Consider the following 18,249-nt stretch of genomic DNA (forward strand, 5'->3'; position numbering starts at 1 on the left):
TCTCCCCGCAAGCGGGGCGAAGGAAACGTGCGGCACGCTCTCAGTCCCCTCGCCCCGCTCGCGGGGAGAGGGCTAGGGTGAGGGGCATCCAGGAACGAAAGAGTCCTGATATGCCTACTCCGCCGCCTGCCGTGCCGTTGCCGCCTCGAACACCGCGTCGAAGGCGGCGTGGATCACCTCAGGGCCGGCGCCCTTGCGGGTAGCGTCGGCGGAGAGGAGCTGGCGGTAGCGTCGGGCGCCGGGCCAGCCCTGGAAAAGGCCGACCATGTGGCGGGTGACGTGGATCAGCCGGCCGCCGCGGGCGATATGGGTGGCGGCGTAGTCCGCCATGGCGTCACGCACGCCGGCCCAGTAATCGAGCGACAGGCGATGATCGCGATCATTGAAGGCGTGCGGCTCGATCGGCTCGGGCGCAGCACCCGTCAGGGGATGGGCAAAATGGCCGTCGGCGGCGGTTAGCAAGCCGCTGTCGTGATAGGCGGCCCGGCCGAGCATGACGCCGTCCAGGGCCGGGCCGTTTCCGGTTTCAACGGAAGGCTCGGCGGCCGCGCCCGGCGGCAGCTGGCGAGGATCCAGATGCGAAAGCGCCTGATCCAGCGTCTGAAGACCGCCGTTGAGACCGATGAAAAGGTTCGGATTTTCCGCTTTCAGCCGATGCACGAGGCCATAGTCGAGCGGCGGGACCTCGCGGTTCTCCCTTGGGCTCAGGCCTTTCAGCCAGGCCTTGCGTGCATGGACCCAGACGGCATCCGTGCCGGCTTCCTTCACGAGGGCGACAAGCTCGCGCAGCGCCTGTTCCGGGTCCTGGTCGTCGACGCCGATGCGGCATTTGACCGTGACGGGAATTCTGACGGCCGCCTTCATCGCCGCAACGCATTCGGCAACGAGCGCCGGCTCCTGCATGAGGCAGGCGCCGAAAGTGCCCGACTGCACCCGATCGGACGGGCAGCCGACATTCATGTTGATCTCGTCGTAGCCGAAGCCTTCGCCGATCCGCGCCGCCTCCGCCAACTTTACCGGATCGTTGCCGCCAAGCTGCAAGGCGACCGGGTTCTCCGCGGCATGGTAGTCGAGCAGCTTCTCGCGATCGCCCCGCAGGATCGCGTCGGCGACGATCATCTCGGTATAGAGCAGCGCATGGCGCGAGAGCTGGCGCGCGAAGAAGCGGTAGTGCCGGTCGGTCCAGTCGATCATCGGCGCCACGGCGAAGACCGGCGCCTTGAAGTATCGGGTATTTCCCGGATTTTCGGCCATTGGCGGCAACTTTCTCCACATCTCACGGGTGCGCACGACGCCTTCTGGCGTGCCGGGGCCATATCGGAGCGGCAGTACGGAACCACAGCGCCGCGCGTCTCTTAAGACGCGCAAAGGTCGCTGTAGCGCTTTGAACCGCTGCATGATCTTATCCTCAAATCGATTCCGATTTTAGGAACCCATGCAGTAGGGCGAGCCCTTATAGCGCGTGGATTCACATAAGGCGAGACTACCGCGCTCGCCGTTGCATCGACGCCGCCGCGCCATGGTAAATGGTCTTCGTGCGACAGACTCTTCAAACCACACCATCCCTGCAACCATCTCGCCATCGATCACGTATTGTCCAGCAAAAGAATTCTCCGTGATGGAACCACGCGGATGCTCCCGGAGTTGGTTTTCGGAGTGAGGAGGAACGATGTCTAAAGCGCTAGCACAAAACATTCGCAACGATCATCGCGACCGCGATCTCGAATGCCAACGTGCGATGGGTGACGATTTCGAGCTGCTGATCGCCGTCGCCGAAAGCGAAGGCTGGACGTGGCAGGAGATCGCACTGGCTTTGATGGAACTCACCGAAGAGTATGTGGCGGCGATGCGCGTCGATGCCCAATTGAAGGAGGAGGCCTCGGTGGGACTGCCGATTTCAAAGACGGTGCATTGACCAGCCGCGGTCGAGTTCCTGCGTCAGTTCCTCGGCGCATGATGATCTGCTGGCGTGGCGCTCCGGAAAAGCGCGAAGAACTCCGCCGGGCTCTTCGGTTCGTTCGCATGAAGTCTCACCGATCCATCCTTCCCTACAACCACAACGGTGAAGTCGCGAACCTCGTTGACATCGAGGTCCTCGCGGATCTGGCGAGCGTCGAGATCACCGCCGGCTCCATATAGCGGCACGGCGCAACCGTCCCTGACACGCAGGACGACGACATCGTGACGCGCAAGTTCGCGGTGCTTCGCAAGCAGCAGCTTCTCCTGACGTTCCGCTTTCTCGTTCGTGAGATCTGAGAAGATGACGATGACGCGATTTTTCCATTCGAATTGGGCGAGACTGCTGCCGGCGTACTGCGACAGCGAAGGCTCACCAATGATTTCGGCGACCAGCGATTTCGTCCACATTGTTCCTTCCTAACACGACAGAAGACCGCCGCGCCGTCCCAACTCGGCGCGCGATCGACCACAATGAACTCGTCAGGGGATTTGATCCGGTTCGCCAACGTCCAGGGCAATCGTCCGGCCGCTCCCCTCAGAGCATACGCAAGCGAAACCCCTGTGAAGCGCGATTGGTTCCTCCGGCGGACGAACGTCTGCAAAATAGCGGACAAACCGCAATTCCTGCGCTACATTGAAGCGCTTGGCTCAAGTTGCGCGCAAGAGGAGTACGGAACCTGGGCCCATCTTGCGACGTTGTTGTTCATGATCTCAAGGAGGAGAAGCATGCATCAAGTGTTGTGGAGCCATCCCATCGAGGTTGGATTGACCGGTAACGACGTGCGTATGGTCAAGGGACCGTCCGACGCGCTGAGGTGCCTGGCGGACCAGTGGCCCCACCGTGGACCTTACTACGTCGCCGCCCGCAGCGCCTGCCGTGCAGCAATTGATGGCCGCCGTACCGTCGAGGAGGCCCGCAAGCTCTTTATTTCCGCCGCCAAAGAGGCGCATCTAGAGACGCATTGAGGCACCGGCGCACGACGCCGGGATATTGCTCGCACCGGTCAAGGTATATTTTTTGTTTTCGGCGGTAGCCTTTTTCGGCTCCGCCATCCGTGTACAATATCCGTATCCGACCGAATTGATCGCGCGCGGAACCGGTACAGTTCATAGCTCATATCTCGAAATGACACAGAAATCTCCGCGAAACCGCCCGATTTCTGTCGCGAAGCGTTCATTTCTCTCAGTTATATTCTGAGGTGCCTCACAAAAACCAATTTCGGAGAGCTTTAGTCCACACCAAGGGGAAAAATAAGACGGGAGAGCCAGCATGAGCGAGAGCCATCTCTATCGCATAGTCGAAGTCAGCATGAAGCGCGAAAGCGGCCGCAAGGACATCGGCATCATGACAGTCCGACAGGCCCTTGAACTTCCCGAAGTACCCAGCCTCGAATACAGCCATCCGGAACTCAATTCGCGCTCGGACGGCCGGTTTCTGACACGCGACCAGCTTAAAGCCTATGTGCGCTGCGCCTGAGTGCAGCCGCGGCGTCGAACCATCGGCATAACTTTGCCTTTTGCGGCAGCCCTTCCGGCTGCTAACGTCCAGCTTCAGATTCGCCACAGTTCCGCGCGTCTATCGATGCGCAGGCCTGTGGCGTCTCGAACTTCCGTATGACGGCCCAGCGTTCGATAGTCGCCACCGGGTCGATCACGGTAGAAGGGGACGATCTTGGAAACAGTCATACCGCCCTCACCGCCCGTGCTGCTGCCGATTTCCGGCAGCCTCGTGGGCTTCCCCGTCCGGCGCGTCTACTGCGTCGGCCGCAACTACGCCGCTCACGCGATCGAGATGGGGCATGACCCCGACCGCGAGCCGCCCTTCTTTTTCCAGAAAAACCCGGACAACCTGCGGCCGCCGGGCGAGAACTTCCCCTACCCGCCACGCTCCTCCGATGTCCACCACGAGGTGGAACTGATCGTCGCCCTGCGCAGCGGCGGCGCCGACATTCCCGTCGAGGAAGCGCTCAATCATGTCTATGGATATGCGGTCGGCATCGATTTCACACGGCGTGACCTGCAGGCAGAAGCCAAGAAGGCCGGCAAGCCCTGGACGGCCGCCAAGGCCTTCGAGCATTCCGCACCTGTCTCGGAACTCGTACCGTCGGAGGCGATCGGCCATCCGAGCAATGGAAATATTTGGCTGAAGGTCAACGGCGAAACGCGCCAGCAGGGCGATCTCGACCAGATGATCTGGAAGGTGCCCGAGATCATCGCCGAGCTTTCAACGACCTTCACGCTTGCGCCGGGCGACGTGATCATGACCGGAACACCCGCGGGCGTCGGCGCGGTCCAGCGCGGCGACGTCGTCACTTGCGGCGTCGACGGCATCGCCGCACTCTCGGTCACCGTCGTCTAGCTCGATCCAGCGCTGCAGCACCGCGCGTCCTGACAGGCGCGCGAGGGACGCTGTCGCACTTTGAATTGCTGCATGTTTTGATCCTTAATCGGCTAGGATTGAAGGAAACATGCAGCAGGAGGGAAACACGCATGCCACTCTTCGCACTCGGATCGCTGCAGCCGCAAACGCCGGGGGAAGGCCGCTATTGGGTCGCCCCCGACGCTAATGTTATCGGCCAGGTGGAATTCGGCGAGGATGTCGGCATCTGGTTCGGCGCGACGCTACGCGGCGACAACGAGCCGATCCGCATCGGTGCACGCACCAACATCCAGGAAGCCGTGATCATCCATGTCGACCCCGGTTTTCCGACGACGATCGGAGAAGGTTGCACCATCGGCCACCGGGCGATCATCCACGGCTGCTCGATCGGCGACAATTCGCTGATCGGCATGGGCGCGACCGTGTTGAATGGAGCGCAGATCGGCAAGAACTGCCTTGTAGGTGCCAATGCACTCATCACCGAAGGCAAGCAATTTCCAGACAATTCGCTGATTGTCGGTGCACCAGCCAAGGCGATCCGTATCCTTGATGACGCCGCCGTCGAGAGGCTCAAGCGTTCCGCCGAACACTACGTGAAGAACTGGCAGCGCTATGCCGCCCAACTGACGCGGCTGGACTGATGGGCAGGCCGGAAATCAGGCGCAGCTCTTGCAGTGGCCGCGGATCTCGATCGTCGTCTTTTCGGTCTTGAAGCTCTGCGCGCGCACGAGCGCCGAAAGCCGCTCCTCGATCGCTGCGTCGTGGAACTCCGTCACCTGGCCGCAGCCCTCGCAGATGGTGAATGCGGTGACGCCGCGATCATGCTCATGCTCATGCGGGCAGGTGCAGGCCACGAAGGCGTTCAAACTTTCCAGCCGGTGGACGAGGCCGTATTCGAGCAGCTTGTCGAGCGCGCGGTAGACCTGCAGCGGCGCGCGAAAACCCTCATCGCGCAGTTTGTCGAGAATGGTATAGGCGCTCATAGGGCCTTCCGAATGGGCCAGCGCTCCCATCACCAGCGACTGGTTTTTCGTTAATTGCGGCGTGCCCATCAGCGATGCCCTCCGTACGAAGAATGTGAAGCGCTTTCGAGCCTTCTGCCGACCGGCAGCAGACTCAGCACGAACAGCGCCAGTGCCGCGACCACGATAGACGGCCCCGATGGCGTGTCGAAGTGAAGCGAGCCGAAAAGGCCGCCGGCGACGGCGAGCGCGCCTATCGCCGAAGCGAGAACAGCCATGATTTCCGGCGAGCCGGCAAAGCGGCGCGCGGTCGCCGCCGGGATGATCAGAAGCGACGTGATCAACAGGATGCCGACGATCTTCATGGCGATGGCAATCACCAGCGCCATCAGCAGCATGAAGAAAAGCCGTGCCCTCTCAGGCCGCAGGCCTTCGGCTTCCGCCAGTTCCGGATTGACGGTCGAGGCGAGCAGCGGCCGCCAGAGATAGACGAGCGCGAAGATCACCAGAATGCCGCCGCCCCAGATGATGTCGATGTCGGCCTCGGAGACGGCGAGAATATCACCGAAAAGAAAGCCGACGAGATCGATCCGAACCCAAGTCATGAAGGCGACGATAACGAGACCGATCGACAGTGCCGAATGCGAGAGGATGCCGAGCAGCGCGTCCGTCGACAGCGCACCGCGCTTCTGCAGGAAGAGCAGCAGCAGCGAGACGACAGAGGCGACAATGAAGACGCTGATCATCAGGTTGAGCTCGAGGAGCAACGACAGCGCCACGCCGAGTAGTGCCGAATGCGCCATAGTGTCCCCGAAGTAGGCCATGCGCCGCCAGATGACGAAGCAGCCGAGCGGGCCCGCAACCATGGCAATGCCGATGCCGGCGACCAGCGCGCGGATGAAGAAATCGTCAAGCATCGCGCTTCTCCGCCTGTTCGAAGCCTTGGAGCCGCGTGTGATGGCCGCAGCCGCAGTCCGGATCGTGATCGTGCACGTCCTCGGATTCCTCGTGATGATGATGCCCGTCACCCGGGAAACAGCTTTCGGTGATGCTGCCGTCCGCATGCAGCACGCGGCCGTCCGGCAGGTGCGTATGGTCGTGATGGTGGCTGTAGACCGCGAGCGTGCCGGCTGCCCGCCGACCGAAAAGCTTCAGATATTCCGGGCTGCGGCTCACCGCCTGCGGCGTGCCGCGGCAACAGACATGGCCGTTGAGGCAGACGACCGTATCCGTCTCGGCCATCACGATATGGAGATCGTGCGAGATCAGCAGGATGCCGCAGCCGGTGCGGTTGCGGATCTGTTTGATGAGTTCATAAAGCGCGATCTCGCCGGAGAAGTCTACGCCCTGGACCGGCTCGTCGAGAACGAGCAGATCGGGCTTGCGGGCGATCGCGCGGGCAAGCAGCGCCCGCTGGAACTCGCCACCCGAAAGATGCTGCACTTCCGCTTTCGCCATGTGCAGCATTCCGGTTGCGGCGAGCGCCTCCTCGATCTCACGGCCCTTCAAGGGTCCGGTCAGCGTCATCAGCCGCTCGACCGTCAAGGGCAAGGTCCAGTCGACGGCGAGCTTCTGCGGCACATAGCCGACCTTGAGCCCCGCGACCCGCTCGACGTGTCCCTCGTCTGGCTTCAGCACGCCGATCGCCGTCTTCGCCGTCGTCGATTTTCCCGACCCGTTCGGACCGATCAGAGTGACGATTTCGCCCCTGCTGATCGAGAACTCGACGCCGCGCACGAGCCATCGCCCGTTCCGGCGCACCCCGGCATTGTTGAGGCTGACGAGCGGCCTCGTTTCTGGCGATCGGTAATTCAGCATCAGAAAATTCCGGATGATGGTTGCCACTGGCTATCGCACACGTTATAGCATAACGCAATTGATGTAATAACATTACATGGCGGCGTTGCGCAAGGTCGGACGCGCAATGGCGACGCAACACTTTGAACCTGTGAAGCTCGGAGACCCCAATGAGATCGACGCCTGCCCTGCTTTTTGCATCCACCGTCCTTTTGTCCGCGCCGGCCTGGGCGGAAAGCCTCAATGTGGTGGCTTCCATCAAGCCTGTCCATTCGCTGGTTGCATCGATCATGGAGGGCGTCGGCGAACCGTCGCTCATCGTCGAGGGCGGCGCTTCGCCGCATACCTACAACATGAAACCCTCGAATGCCGCGGCGTTGCAGGCGGCGAACGTGGTGTTCTGGGTCGGCCACGGCCTCGAAGCCTTCCTGGACAAGCCGCTCGAAGCGCTTGGCAGCGGTGCCAAGGTGGTGGAACTCAGCGCAGCGCCCGGTCTTGAGAAGCTGACGTTCCGCGAAGGCGGTGCGTTCGAGGCGCACGGGCATGACGACGAAGGTGATGAAGCTGCCCACGATGGCCACGAACATGAAGAGCACGGCGCCGAACAGGAGCCGGCTCACGATCATGAGCACGACCATGCCGAGGGTGAATTCGACATGCATCTGTGGCTTGACCCGATGAACGCCAAGGCGATGGCCGCCGAGATCGAAAAAGCGCTCGCTGAAGCCGACCCCGACAACGCCTCTGCCTACGAAGCCAATCTGGCCAAGCTCAACCAAAGATTGGATGCGTTGGACACAAACCTTGCAGAGACCGTGGCGCCGGTCCGGGATAAGCCTTTCGTCGTCTTCCACGACGCCTATCAGTATTTCGAGCATCGCTACAAGGTACGTGTCGCCGGATCCATCACCGTCAGCCCCGAAGTGCTTCCCGGCGCCGAACGGCTTTCCGAAATCCGCGCCAAGATCAAGGAACTGGGCGCGACCTGCGTCTTTGCCGAACCGCAATTCGAGCCGAAGCTGATCAATGTCGTCATCGAAGGCACCCCGGCGAAATCCGGAACGCTCGACCCTGAGGCGGCAACGCTCGATGCCGGGCCAGACCTCTATTTCCAACTGATGGAGAATCTCGGCGCTTCGCTGAAATCCTGCCTCGCTTCGGCGAGCTAGAGCAAATCCAGGAAAAGTGTGAAAGGGTTTTCCGTCCGGAATTGCGTAGTTTCAAAGAGTTAGATTATTTCCCTGTTTCAATGAAACAATGAAATGATCTAGCGTCGTCCTCCGAGACGGCGAAGGCGGCCCTCGGGGACCTGCCTTTTCCCCCCTTGGTTACCTAAGAAGAAGGAGGCGGCCGACAGGCCGCCGCCTCTTCAAACTGCTGGAGATCAGTGCGCCGCGGCAAGGCCGACGATCACGCCGGTCGCCAGGCTGATGAGCAGGAAGTCATTGTCGACGCGCACCCATTGCTGGCCGCGTGGCGGCGTGCGCAGCTTGTACCGCCGGTAGTCACGGACATAGGCCATGTGGCGCCGCTCGGCCGGGCTCAAGCGATGGCCCCGCGCCCAGCGATGCTTCTTGATGATCACGCGCTTTTCGACGGTCTTGTCGACGTGCTTGTATACGTGGCGGTCGACAGACTTGGACCGGTAACGGTCATGCACCTGCGCAACCTCGAAAGATCTGGACGGTTGGGCGAAAGCCATGGGGCTTGCCAGGAAGGAACTGGCGACGAGGGCAATGATGAGACGTTTCATGAGGGGCTTCCTTTCGTTGTCTGCCCCTCGAAACTAAAGTTCGCTTCCTGAACCGAATATGAAACGCTGCATTACAATTATGTAATGATAACCGTCGTTTATGATTGTTTCCTTATAAATTTAATTCGCTTAAGACAGCGCCTGATAGCGAAAATGATCGAAATCGGCCGGCAGTGCGCTGCCCGACGTGTCGAAGGCGAACATGCCGACGAAAGCACCGGTGAACGAGCCGTGCTCGCCCCGCCCACCTTCGTCGGAAACCACGCCGGCGTCGAGCACCGGGCCGATCGCCTGCCATGTATCGCGCTCCGTCGCCCGCCAGAAGAACTGGAGATCGTTGTCGCGCACTTCCATCGCCAGGTGGATCGGTCCATCCGGAACCGCGACGCCGCTGCCCGCCGGGAACGCCAGGCGGCCATGCGGAAAATCGCCGGGGCACGAGAGAATGGTGACAACCCGTCCGAGCTTTTCGTGCCAGGTAACGCCCAGTGCGTGAAACTTGTGCCTGTTGTAGTAATGCGTCAGGCCGGCCACCTGCTGGTAGGTCTCGGGCGCAAACTCGACGACGGTCTCTGCCCGGAACGAATGGTGCTCCTGCCGCCGCGCCACCAACGCCTGCTCGAACCAACTGCCGATGCTTTCCCGGCCGAAGAGCCTCAGATGCCCCTCCCGCCACGTCAGCGAGAAGATGCGCTCAGCCACGGGCGTGCGCAGCCACTGGAACTCGGCGGGAAGCTCCGCCTCGTCGAAATCGGTCTCGACTACGCTTGGCTGAGCGACGACGCTCGTACTCGCCGGCGCTGGAACGGTCACGTCCGGGACCGTGCCGCCGTTTTCGAGGTAAAGCCAGCCATCCTCGCGCCAGACGCATTTCTGCAGCGCCGTTTCGCGGCCGAGGGTGCAGCGGCGCTGCGGCGGCAGCGGACGCCCGCAAAGATGGGTGTGGTAGGCCTGACCGTCCGGCGTCTCGACATATTGCCCGTGCCCTGCCCGCTGCAGCGCAGCCTCGGGATGATCCTTCGATGTGATGAGATGGGTGTTCGGATGCATCTCATAGGGCCCGTCGATGGTGCGCGAGCGCGCCATCGTCACCGCATGGTCATAGCCGGTACCCCCCTCGGCGGTCGTCAGGTAATACCAGCCGTTGCGCTTGAAGAGATGCGGCCCCTCGACCAGGCCGAGCGAACTGCCGGCGAAGATGTTCTTGACCGGGCCAACCAGCCGGCGCGTGCGCTCGTCCCACTCCTGAAGGAGAATGCCATCGAAAGCCGGGCTCTTCGGCGCGCCGCCGAAACTCTCGGTGCGATGGTTCCACTGCATGTTGATGAACCACTTGCGGCCGTCGTCGTCATGGAAGAGCGAGGGGTCGAAACCGGAGGAGTTGACATAGACCGGGTCGGACCAGGTCGCCTCCACCGCTTCCGCCGTGACGATGTAGTTGTGCGCATCCTTGAAGTTGCCGTCGAAGCGCTTGACGTCGGTATAGACCAGCCAGAACAGCCCGCCTGAATAGGATAGGCACGGCGCCCAGATACCGCAGCTATCGGGATTGCCGCGCATGTCGAGCTGGCTTGCCCGCTCCAGCGGCCGACGCACGAGCCGCCAGTTCACGAGATCGCGTGAGTGGTGGATCTGCACGCCCGGGTACCATTCGAAGGTCGAAGTGGCGATGTAATAATCGTCTCCAACGCGGCAGATCGACGGGTCCGGGTTGAAGCCCGGAAGGATCGGGTTGCGGATAGTCGCGACCATGGCTTGCCTCTTCCCTTAGAGCACGATGGTTTTGGGTCGAGACGACCCAAAACCATAAACGTGATCGATTCTTAATAAGTTAGAGCGGGATGCGGGCGGAAAACCGCACCCACTTTCCCTCATACCGCTCTAGATTCTCGGCGAGCGCATCCAGCCTGAAACTCCGAAGCGTTTCAAGACCCCGTCGCACGGTGCCTGTGCAGGAAGGAGCGGGTCGAAAGGTCCGGCTCCCGAATTGCCCTGAGCATGAAGGAAACCGATGACCATTCTGTGTTGCGCAACTGTGGAGGAAACGGCGGTCGCCGCGCTTGCCTGCCTAAGTCTTGGGCATTTCCTGCTGCCCCATATTCGACTTTGGTCTGAGACCCTCCCGCTATCCCGGAAAATCGGGCATCGGGCTTGAAAGGAGGCTTGAAATCGGCACTGTGACTGTGCTTGGCGAAAGATAAAAACAGCCATTGCGGGGAGGAACTTGATGAAACCGTTACTCGGCTTCAGCCGATTGATCGACACCATCACCGAGAATATCGGCAAGGCGGTCGGCTGGCTCATTCTGGTCGCCGTGCTCGTGAGCGCGGGCAATGCCGTCATCCGAAAAGTATTCAACATGTCGTCGAATGCCTGGCTCGAGGCGCAGTGGTATCTCTTCGGCGCTGCCTTCATGTTTGCTGCGGCCTATACGCTCAGCCAGAACGAGCACATTCGCATCGACGTCATCTACGGCAGTTTCTCGCGCCGCGTACAGCATTGGATCGACCTCTTCGGCCACGTCTTCTTCCTGATGCCGTTCGTCGTGCTCATGCTGTATTACCTCGTCCCCTACGTCCGCATGTCCTACGTGTCGGGTGAAGTCTCGTCGAGCGCAGGCGGCCTCATCATCTGGCCCGCCAAGGCCATCCTGCTCATCGGCTTCGTGCTCCTCGCCCTGCAGGGTGTTTCGGAAATCATCAAGAAAATCGCGATCATGACGGGAAATATGGAGGACCCTAGCCCCTATGTGCCGACGCACGCACCGCTTGACGAAGCTCCGGAGGTGCGCTCGTGATTGAGTTCATCGCTGAAAACCTGGCACCGATCATGTTCGTATCGCTGATCGTGTTCCTGATGCTGGGTTATCCCGTCGCCTTCTCGCTCGCCGCCAACGGTCTCCTGTTCTTCATCGTCGGCGTCGAACTCGCGCCGCTTTCGGATTCGATCAATCTTTCCTGGCCGCTTCTCAACGCACTGCCCGAACGTTTCTGGGGGGTGATGTCCAACGACACGTTGCTCGCGATCCCCTTCTTCACCTTCATGGGCATCGTGCTGGAAAAGTCAGGCATGGCCGAGGACCTGCTCGACACCATCGGCCAACTCTTCGGCCCCGTCCGCGGCGGTCTTGCCTATGCGGTCATCTTCGTCGGCGCACTGCTTGCGGCAACCACTGGCGTGGTCGCCGCCTCGGTCATCGCCATGGGGCTGATCTCGCTGCCCATCATGCTGCGCTACGGCTATGACCGGCGCGTGGCATCCGGCGTCATCGCCGCCTCCGGCACGCTCGCCCAGATCATCCCGCCCTCGCTCGTGCTGATCGTCCTTGCCGACCAGCTCGGCCGTTCCGTTGGCGACATGTATGCCGGCGCACTCATCCCGGGTCTGGTCCTGACCGGCCTGTACATGCTGTACATCCTGCTGATGTCGTTCCTCAATCGCGACTCCATGCCGGCGTTGCCGCTGGAAGCGCGCACGCTCGGATCCGGCGTCACCTCGCTCGCCATCGCGCTCATCGCCGCCGCCGGTATCGCCTATGCGGCGCACGTCTATCTCTCACCGACCCAAGGCGAGAACGCGGACATCCTCGGGGCGACGGTCGGCGTCGCGTTCATCTACGTCGTCGCTCTCATCGACCGGGCCCTCAAGATCAATGCGCTGTCCCGGCTGGCTCAGCAGGTCATCATCGTTCTTATCCCGCCACTGGCGCTGATCTTCCTCGTCCTCGGCACGATCTTCCTCGGCATCGCGACGCCGACGGAAGGCGGAGCGATGGGCGCGGTCGGCGCCCTGATCATGGCCGCCGCCAAGGGTCGCCTCAGTCTCGATGTCGTGCGCGGGGCGCTGACCTCAACGACGCGCCTTTCCGCCTTCGTGCTGTTCATCCTGATCGGCGCGCGCGTCTTCTCGCTGACCTTCTACGGCGTCAACGGGCATATCTGGGTGGAACACCTGCTGACGGCGATGCCGGGCGGCGAAGTCGGCTTCCTCATTGCGGTCAACCTGCTGGTCTTCTTCCTGGCGTTTTTCCTCGATTTCTTCGAGCTCGCCTTCATCATCGTGCCGCTGCTCGCACCGGCGGCCGACAAGCTCGGGATCGACCTGATCTGGTTCGGGGTGCTGCTCGGCATCAACATGCAGACGAGCTTCATGCACCCGCCCTTCGGCTTCGCGCTTTTCTACCTGCGCTCGGTCGCAGCCAGGGTGCCCTACCTCGACAAGGTGACCGGCAAAATCACCCAGCCGGTCACCACCGGCCAGATCTATTGGGGTGCGGTGCCTTTCGTCGGCATCCAGATCCTCATGGTGGCACTGACGATCATGTTCCCGCAGATGGTCATGCACTACAAGGGAAGCGGCGCCGCCGTCGATCCGTCCACCATCAAGATCGAGGTTCCGGGCTTCGGAACGGGTGGCGGTGGGCTGACCCTCCCCGACAACGGCGGCGGTCTCGGCCTCCCGGGCGGCCTGCAATTGCCGGGCGGCAGCCCGCTCGACAACGGTCAGCAGCCGGCCCAGCCGAACAATGCACCGGCCCAGCAGAACAAGCCGGCGACCGATCTCAGCGCGCCGCCTAAGTTCAATTAGAGCGGCAGAAGCTTCCGCGGTTTCGCCCCTCATCCGCCTGCCGGCACCTTCTCCCCGTCCCGACGGGGAGAAGGACTCGCGGCAGCCGTGGCCCCCGTCATCACAGTCGGGGACATACGCGCTGCTTCCCTCTCCCCGCACGCGGGGAGAGGGTTAGGGTGAGGGGCAAAATCGCCCAGGACTTGAACTACGGATCAAACAAAAACCCCGGAGCCAGGCCCCGGGGTTTTCGTTTCTGCGATGATGTGGAGCGGCTCAGACCTTGCCGTTCCGCTGCTGGATCATCATGAAGGTATCGTAGTTGTATTCGGCGATCTGCGCGTTGAGATAAAACTCGGCGCGGAAGGCCTTGATCGAGTCCCAGATCTTCTTGAAGGTCGGGTTCGACGCTTCCATCTCCGCATAGACTTCGTTCGACTTGTCGAAGCAGGCGGACAGGATTTCCGGGCTGAACGGGCTGAGCTTTGCGCCGGCGGCCACAAGGCGCTTGATCGCCGACGGGTTCAGGTAATCATACTTCTGCAGCATGTTCGCGTCGGTCGCCTGGCAGGCGGTGCGCAGCAGCGACTGATAGTTCTTCGGCAGGCCTTCGAAAGCCGCCTTGTTGAACATCGCGTGCACCGTCGGGCCGCCTTCCCACCAGCCGGGATAGTAGTAGTACGGCGCGACCTTGTAGAAGCCGAGCTTTTCATCGTCGTACGGACCGACCCACTCAGCGGCATCGATCGTGCCCTTTTCGAGAGCGGGATAGATATCGCCGCCGGCGATCTGCTGCGGCACCACGCCGAGCTTTTCGACGACCTTGCCGGCGAAGCCGCCGATACGCATCTTCAGGCCCTTCATGTCCTCAACGGTCTTGATCTCCTTGCGGAACCAGCCACCCATCTGGACGCCAGTGTTACCGCCCGGGAAGCCAATGAGGCCTTGGGTGGCGAGGAACTCGTTGAAGAGGTCGATGCCGCCGCCGTGATAATGCCAGGCGTTCATGCCGCGCGCGTTGAGCGCGAAAGGCACGGCAGCACCGAGTGCCCAGGTCGGGTCCTTGCCCCAGTAGTAGTAGGCGACCGTGTGGCAGGCTTCGACGGTTCCGGCAGCGGCGGCGTCAGCGGCCTGCAGACCGGGAACGATTTCACCGGCTGCGAAAACCTGGATCTGGAAATTGCCGTCCGTCGCTTCGGAAACGTATTTCGACAGCACTTCGCCGCCGCCGTAGATCGTGTCGAGCGACTTCGGGAACGACGAGGCCATACGCCAGTTGATCTTCGGGTTTGCCTGCGCGATGGCCGGCGATGCGAGCGCCGTGGCGGCAGCCGCACCCAGGCCGCCGATGCTCGCGTGTTTAATGAATGAACGGCGATCCATAATACCTCCCTATTGCCCGCCTTCACGGTTGGGTCGCGGTCGCGACATCTCCCGTCGAACTCTCCTTCGGCTCCTTCCGGCGCGTCGAGAGAGCTCACACCTCCTCGTTTTGCCGGCCGCGCGCAGGAAACATCTGGCAGGCGGGACCGGCACCACTGCACCATACATATTCACAAATGCATGTCCAGCAACGGTTTTCCGGCGCCTTCTTCGACTTTTGTCTAAGGCGCCGGGGATAAGTCAATATTGCCTAAAATCGAGGCAAATCAATGAATTCGCTCTGATCAGAGCTCCGCCGACTTGGCCCAGAGGTTGATATCGGCCTCGCGCGCATAGAGATCGATGTCTGCGAGTTCTTCCGCCGTGAAACTGTCGTTCTCGAGCGCCTTGACGCAATCGACGATCTGCGCGGAACGGCTGGCGCCGATCAGCGCCGAGGTTATACGGCCGCCGCGCAGTACCCAGGCAAGCGCCATCTGCGCCAGCGTCTGGCCCCGGCGCTCGGCAATGCCGTTCAACTTGCGGATATTGTCGATGATCGCCGGGCGGATGAAGTTCTTCTTGAGGAAATGGTTCTGGGCCGCGCGGCTGTCCTCAGGGATCCCGTTCAGATACTTCGTCGTCAGCATGCCCTGGGCAAGCGGCGAGAAGACGATCGAGCCGATGCCGAGATCTTCGAGCGTATCGACGAGCCCGTCGTCCTCGACCCAGCGGTTGAGCATGGAATAGCTCGGCTGGTGGATCAGGCACGGCGTGCCGAGATCCTTGAGGATCGCGGCCGCTTCGCGGGTGCGCTGCGAATTATAGGACGAAATGCCGACATAGAGCGCCCTGCCCGAGCGGACGATATGGTCGAGCGCGCCGCAGGTTTCCTCGAGCGGCGTGTCGGGATCGAAGCGATGGGAATAGAAGATGTCGACATAGTCGAGACCCATCCGCTTCAGGCTCTGGTCGCAGGAAGCGATCAGATACTTGCGGCTGCCCCATTCTCCATAGGGTCCCGGCCACATGTCGTAGCCGGCCTTGGAGGAGATGATCAATTCGTCGCGCAAGCCGGCGAAGTCGGTGCGCATGATTTCGCCGAAAGCGGTTTCTGCCGATCCGGGCGGCGGGCCGTAGTTGTTGGCGAGATCGAAATGGGTGATGCCGAGGTCGAACGCCGTGCGGCACATGTCGACCTTGCGATCATGCGGCGTGTCGCCACCGAAATTGTGCCAGAGGCCGAGCGAGATCGCCGGCAGCTTCAGCCCGCTCCTGCCGCAGCGGTTGTATTTCATCGTCTCATATCGGTTTTCCGCCGGGTGCCAGGCCATTGTCGTATTCCTCTGTTTCGGGTGGGTGTTTGGATACCCCTCACCACCCCTTCGCCACAAGAGGGAGGAGCTTGTCGCGCCGAACTTTTGCCTTTGGGCCTCTGGCTTCCTGGGTGGACCGCGGCGAAGGTGAAACGCCGCAGCCCTTTTTTCTCGGGTGTTCCTCGTACCGTGGATTTCTTGTTCAGCGCAGCAGTGCCTGTGCCTCTTCGATGCCGAGAGCGGCCGGCTGCGTGCAGGTGGTCGAAAGCGTCACGAACCGCCCCTCCTCGCCCGACTTCAGGATCGACACCATCACGTCGACGCCGTGAAGCGCGCGGTCCAGCGAGCAACGCGCGTCGCGGCCGTTGAGGATGGCATCCGCCATGTCGGCGAGGCCGGCCGTGCGGTAGTTGGCGATCGGGCCCGCCGGGTGATCCCAGTTGTCGCCCGCGAAGGGATGCTCCCACATTTCGACGGGCTGGATGTTCTTGTCACGCCCGCTCGCCTCGACCCTGCCGCCGAAGAAGTTGGGATCCGGAACGAACAGCGAGCCTTCGGTGCCATAGAGCTCCATGTTGGCGTGGCGATGCGACCAGACATCCCAACTTGCCGAAAGCGTGATCGTCGCGCCGTTCTGGAATTCGAGCAGCGCGTGGATGTTGGTCGGCGTCTTGACCGGAATGACCTCGCCATTGCGCGGAGCGCTGGTGATCGTCCGCGTCTCGTTGGCCATAGACGAGAGCGCAGCGACGCGCTTCACGGGGCCGATCAGGTTGATGAGGTTGGCGATGTAGTAGGGTCCGAGATCAAGCACCGGACCGCCGCCCGGCAGGAAGAAGAAATCCGGGTTCGGATGCCACATCTCCATGCCGGGGCTCATGACGTGGCAGGTTCCGGAGGTGATGCGGCCGATCTTGCCTGCGTCGATGTAGTCACGGGCGAGCTGGTGCGCACCACCGAGGAAGGTATCCGGTGCGCAGCCGACCGTGAGGCCCTTCGCCTTGGCGACAGCCCTGAGTTCCTCGCCCTGCTCCAGTGTCAGGACCAGAGGCTTTTCGGAATAGACATGTTTTCCCGCCTCGAGGATCGCCTTCGAGACCGGAAAATGCGCGTCCGGGATCGTCAAATTGACGATGATGTCCACCTCGGGATTGGCCAACAGCGCCTCGATGCTCTGTGCCGTCACGTCATATTCGGCGCCCCGCGCCTCGGCCGCCGCCGGATTGATGTCGGCGCAGGCGACCATTCTTATGCCCTTGAAGAGCGGTGCGAGCTTGAAATAGGTGGTGGAGATGTTGCCGCATCCGATGATGCCGACGCCAAGTTCCTTCGTCTTCATGGTTTTTCCGTTACTCAATAGGATTGGATGGAAGCCAGCGAACGTTCAGCAAAGCGCCGGAAGTCGCTGGGATTGTCATGTTCGGCAATGAAATACTTCACCGATGTTGCGGAGAGCGCCTTTGCCAGCCCCTTCCAGTCGATCGTGCCGTGGCCGACATCGGCCCAGCCGTCCTCATCCGTCTTCTCGCCCTTGGGCGCGATATCCTTGACATGGACGGCGGTGATACGGCTGCCATATTTAGCGATCCAGGCGAAGGGATCGGCGCCGCCGCGGACAATCCAGGCGATATCGGCTTCCCAGGAAAGATCCGGGCCGCCGGAGAATATGTGGTCCAGCGGTATCGAGCCGTCCGCAAGGGCATGGAACTCGAAGTCGTGATTGTGCCAGCCGAAGTCGAGTCCGGCATCCCGGAAAGGCTTGCCCGCCGCCTGTAGCCGCTGACCGAAGGCGCGCCAGCCGGCTGCGTCGCTCGGACGCTGGTCCGGCATCAGGTAAGGGCAGTAGATTGCCCGGATGCCGAGCGCGTTCGCGATCCGCAGTACCCGCGCCGGCTCCTGCTCCAGCATATCGATCCCGAAATGCGCGGTCGGCATGCTGACGCCGTTGCGTTCGAGGCCGCGCTTGAACTCTGCGACCTCTTCGTCGGTCAGCGATGCGTAAAGCGCGCCGTAGCCCTCGACCTGCGTATAGCCGGCCTTGCCGACGGTCGCGAGCACATCGGTAAGCGGCGGAAAATTGCGGGCGCTGTAGAGTTGGAAGCTGACGTCTTTCATCAAAAATTCTCCTCGTTGAATGCGCAGGATGGTTGTTGG

Annotated in this window: 19 protein-coding genes; 8 read left to right on the top strand and 11 right to left on the bottom strand. The window is 61.8% G+C overall.

Annotation, left to right across the window (positions count from 1 at the left end):
• Nucleotides 1–114: 114 nt before the first annotated feature.
• Nucleotides 115–1,254 (bottom strand): tRNA dihydrouridine(20/20a) synthase DusA, encoded by a 1,140-nt coding sequence (gene dusA, locus QN222_RS01620; RefSeq protein WP_283965664.1) that lies wholly within the window; start codon nucleotides 1,252–1,254, stop codon nucleotides 115–117.
• A 415-nt stretch (nucleotides 1,255–1,669) separates the two neighbouring features.
• Between dusA and QN222_RS01625 the strand changes: the two genes are divergently transcribed.
• Nucleotides 1,670–1,915 carry a hypothetical protein gene (locus tag QN222_RS01625; RefSeq protein WP_283965663.1) on the top strand — a complete coding sequence of 82 codons (246 nt, stop codon included), beginning with the start codon at nucleotides 1,670–1,672 and terminating at the stop codon, nucleotides 1,913–1,915.
• A 23-nt stretch (nucleotides 1,916–1,938) separates the two neighbouring features.
• Here the strand turns inward: QN222_RS01625 and QN222_RS01630 are convergent, their stop codons facing one another.
• Nucleotides 1,939–2,367: a DUF4174 domain-containing protein gene (locus QN222_RS01630; protein ID WP_283965662.1), complete on the bottom strand. Its 429-nt coding sequence runs from the start codon at nucleotides 2,365–2,367 to the stop codon at nucleotides 1,939–1,941.
• Nucleotides 2,368–2,685: 318 nt separating this feature from the next.
• On the opposite strand from QN222_RS01630, the gene QN222_RS01635 reads away from it, so the two are divergent.
• The 4 genes from QN222_RS01635 (at nucleotide 2,686) to QN222_RS01650 (ending at nucleotide 4,980) form a co-directional block, all read left to right on the top strand.
• Nucleotides 2,686–2,925, top strand: coding sequence for a DUF982 domain-containing protein (locus tag QN222_RS01635; RefSeq protein ID WP_283965668.1), 240 nt, complete (start codon nucleotides 2,686–2,688; stop codon nucleotides 2,923–2,925).
• A gap of 304 nt (nucleotides 2,926–3,229) precedes the next feature.
• Entirely contained in the window at nucleotides 3,230–3,436 is a 207-nt protein-coding gene (locus QN222_RS01640; RefSeq protein WP_136510096.1) for a hypothetical protein, read from the top strand.
• Between the two features lie 195 nt (nucleotides 3,437–3,631).
• Nucleotides 3,632–4,318, top strand: a complete 687-nt coding sequence (locus tag QN222_RS01645; protein WP_283965661.1) for a fumarylacetoacetate hydrolase family protein — start codon at nucleotides 3,632–3,634, stop codon at nucleotides 4,316–4,318.
• A gap of 131 nt (nucleotides 4,319–4,449) precedes the next feature.
• Nucleotides 4,450–4,980, top strand: coding sequence for a gamma carbonic anhydrase family protein (locus QN222_RS01650; protein ID WP_283965660.1), 531 nt, complete (start codon nucleotides 4,450–4,452; stop codon nucleotides 4,978–4,980).
• 15 nt (nucleotides 4,981–4,995) lie between these two features.
• Here the strand turns inward: QN222_RS01650 and QN222_RS01655 are convergent, their stop codons facing one another.
• The 3 genes from QN222_RS01655 to QN222_RS01665 are packed head-to-tail and all read right to left on the bottom strand — an operon-like array spanning nucleotide 4,996 to nucleotide 7,119.
• Nucleotides 4,996–5,391, bottom strand: coding sequence for a Fur family transcriptional regulator (locus QN222_RS01655; protein WP_180937848.1), 396 nt, complete (start codon nucleotides 5,389–5,391; stop codon nucleotides 4,996–4,998).
• Entirely contained in the window at nucleotides 5,391–6,218 is an 828-nt protein-coding gene (znuB, locus tag QN222_RS01660; RefSeq protein WP_284005177.1) for a zinc ABC transporter permease subunit ZnuB, read from the bottom strand. Before znuB ends, QN222_RS01655 begins: the two co-directional genes overlap by 1 nt.
• Complete coding sequence (locus QN222_RS01665) at nucleotides 6,211–7,119, bottom strand: metal ABC transporter ATP-binding protein (RefSeq protein WP_283965982.1); 909 nt, start codon at nucleotides 7,117–7,119, stop codon at nucleotides 6,211–6,213. The genes znuB and QN222_RS01665 overlap by 8 nt, the downstream gene beginning before the upstream one ends.
• Nucleotides 7,120–7,268: 149 nt before the next feature.
• On the opposite strand from QN222_RS01665, the gene znuA reads away from it, so the two are divergent.
• Complete coding sequence (gene znuA / locus QN222_RS01670; RefSeq protein ID WP_283965981.1) at nucleotides 7,269–8,267, top strand: zinc ABC transporter substrate-binding protein ZnuA; 999 nt, start codon at nucleotides 7,269–7,271, stop codon at nucleotides 8,265–8,267.
• A 215-nt stretch (nucleotides 8,268–8,482) separates the two neighbouring features.
• Here znuA and QN222_RS01675 read toward each other — a convergent pair whose 3' ends face one another.
• Together QN222_RS01675 and QN222_RS01680 are read right to left on the bottom strand one after the other, a co-directional pair.
• Complete coding sequence (locus QN222_RS01675; protein WP_283965980.1) at nucleotides 8,483–8,851, bottom strand: RcnB family protein; 369 nt, start codon at nucleotides 8,849–8,851, stop codon at nucleotides 8,483–8,485.
• A 129-nt stretch (nucleotides 8,852–8,980) separates the two neighbouring features.
• A complete protein-coding gene (locus QN222_RS01680; protein ID WP_284005179.1) occupies nucleotides 8,981–10,603 on the bottom strand; it encodes a glycoside hydrolase family 43 protein in 1,623 nt (540 codons plus the stop codon).
• A gap of 475 nt (nucleotides 10,604–11,078) precedes the next feature.
• Between QN222_RS01680 and QN222_RS01685 the strand changes: the two genes are divergently transcribed.
• Nucleotides 11,079–11,648, top strand: a complete 570-nt coding sequence (locus tag QN222_RS01685; RefSeq protein WP_283964967.1) for a TRAP transporter small permease subunit — start codon at nucleotides 11,079–11,081, stop codon at nucleotides 11,646–11,648.
• Complete coding sequence (locus QN222_RS01690) at nucleotides 11,645–13,438, top strand: TRAP transporter large permease subunit (RefSeq protein ID WP_283964966.1); 1,794 nt, start codon at nucleotides 11,645–11,647, stop codon at nucleotides 13,436–13,438. Before QN222_RS01685 ends, QN222_RS01690 begins: the two co-directional genes overlap by 4 nt.
• Nucleotides 13,439–13,693: 255 nt before the next feature.
• Here the strand turns inward: QN222_RS01690 and QN222_RS01695 are convergent, their stop codons facing one another.
• The 4 genes from QN222_RS01695 to QN222_RS01710 all read right to left on the bottom strand — a co-directional run bounded on the left by QN222_RS01695 (nucleotide 13,694) and on the right by QN222_RS01710 (nucleotide 18,210).
• Entirely contained in the window at nucleotides 13,694–14,800 is a 1,107-nt protein-coding gene (locus QN222_RS01695; protein ID WP_180937856.1) for a TRAP transporter substrate-binding protein, read from the bottom strand.
• 284 nt (nucleotides 14,801–15,084) lie between these two features.
• The gene (gene mgrA, locus QN222_RS01700; RefSeq protein WP_283964965.1) at nucleotides 15,085–16,113 is read right to left on the bottom strand and encodes an L-glyceraldehyde 3-phosphate reductase; all 1,029 of its coding nucleotides are present in this window, start codon (nucleotides 16,111–16,113) and stop codon (nucleotides 15,085–15,087) included.
• Between the two features lie 184 nt (nucleotides 16,114–16,297).
• Nucleotides 16,298–17,434, bottom strand: coding sequence for a Gfo/Idh/MocA family oxidoreductase (locus QN222_RS01705; RefSeq protein WP_283964964.1), 1,137 nt, complete (start codon nucleotides 17,432–17,434; stop codon nucleotides 16,298–16,300).
• Nucleotides 17,435–17,448: 14 nt separating this feature from the next.
• Complete coding sequence (locus QN222_RS01710; protein WP_284005180.1) at nucleotides 17,449–18,210, bottom strand: sugar phosphate isomerase/epimerase; 762 nt, start codon at nucleotides 18,208–18,210, stop codon at nucleotides 17,449–17,451.
• Nucleotides 18,211–18,249: the final 39 nt, after the last annotated feature.

The sequence above is a fragment of the Sinorhizobium sp. 6-70 genome (assembly GCF_030124375.1).
Lineage (GTDB): Bacteria > Pseudomonadota > Alphaproteobacteria > Rhizobiales > Rhizobiaceae > Sinorhizobium.

Coding starts and splice junctions, on each gene's coding strand:
- dusA (WP_283965664.1), bottom strand. CDS start 1,254: ATGGCCGAAAATCCGGGAAATACCCGATACTTCAAGGCGCCGGTCTTC.
- QN222_RS01625 (WP_283965663.1), top strand. CDS start 1,670: ATGTCTAAAGCGCTAGCACAAAACATTCGCAACGATCATCGCGACCGC.
- QN222_RS01630 (WP_283965662.1), bottom strand. CDS start 2,367: ATGTGGACGAAATCGCTGGTCGCCGAAATCATTGGTGAGCCTTCGCTG.
- QN222_RS01635 (WP_283965668.1), top strand. CDS start 2,686: ATGCATCAAGTGTTGTGGAGCCATCCCATCGAGGTTGGATTGACCGGT.
- QN222_RS01640 (WP_136510096.1), top strand. CDS start 3,230: ATGAGCGAGAGCCATCTCTATCGCATAGTCGAAGTCAGCATGAAGCGC.
- QN222_RS01650 (WP_283965660.1), top strand. CDS start 4,450: ATGCCACTCTTCGCACTCGGATCGCTGCAGCCGCAAACGCCGGGGGAA.
- QN222_RS01655 (WP_180937848.1), bottom strand. CDS start 5,391: ATGGGCACGCCGCAATTAACGAAAAACCAGTCGCTGGTGATGGGAGCG.
- znuB (WP_284005177.1), bottom strand. CDS start 6,218: ATGCTTGACGATTTCTTCATCCGCGCGCTGGTCGCCGGCATCGGCATT.
- QN222_RS01665 (WP_283965982.1), bottom strand. CDS start 7,119: ATGCTGAATTACCGATCGCCAGAAACGAGGCCGCTCGTCAGCCTCAAC.
- znuA (WP_283965981.1), top strand. CDS start 7,269: ATGAGATCGACGCCTGCCCTGCTTTTTGCATCCACCGTCCTTTTGTCC.
- QN222_RS01675 (WP_283965980.1), bottom strand. CDS start 8,851: ATGAAACGTCTCATCATTGCCCTCGTCGCCAGTTCCTTCCTGGCAAGC.
- QN222_RS01680 (WP_284005179.1), bottom strand. CDS start 10,603: ATGGTCGCGACTATCCGCAACCCGATCCTTCCGGGCTTCAACCCGGAC.
- QN222_RS01685 (WP_283964967.1), top strand. CDS start 11,079: ATGAAACCGTTACTCGGCTTCAGCCGATTGATCGACACCATCACCGAG.
- QN222_RS01695 (WP_180937856.1), bottom strand. CDS start 14,800: ATGGATCGCCGTTCATTCATTAAACACGCGAGCATCGGCGGCCTGGGT.
- mgrA (WP_283964965.1), bottom strand. CDS start 16,113: ATGGCCTGGCACCCGGCGGAAAACCGATATGAGACGATGAAATACAAC.
- QN222_RS01705 (WP_283964964.1), bottom strand. CDS start 17,434: ATGAAGACGAAGGAACTTGGCGTCGGCATCATCGGATGCGGCAACATC.
- QN222_RS01710 (WP_284005180.1), bottom strand. CDS start 18,210: ATGAAAGACGTCAGCTTCCAACTCTACAGCGCCCGCAATTTTCCGCCG.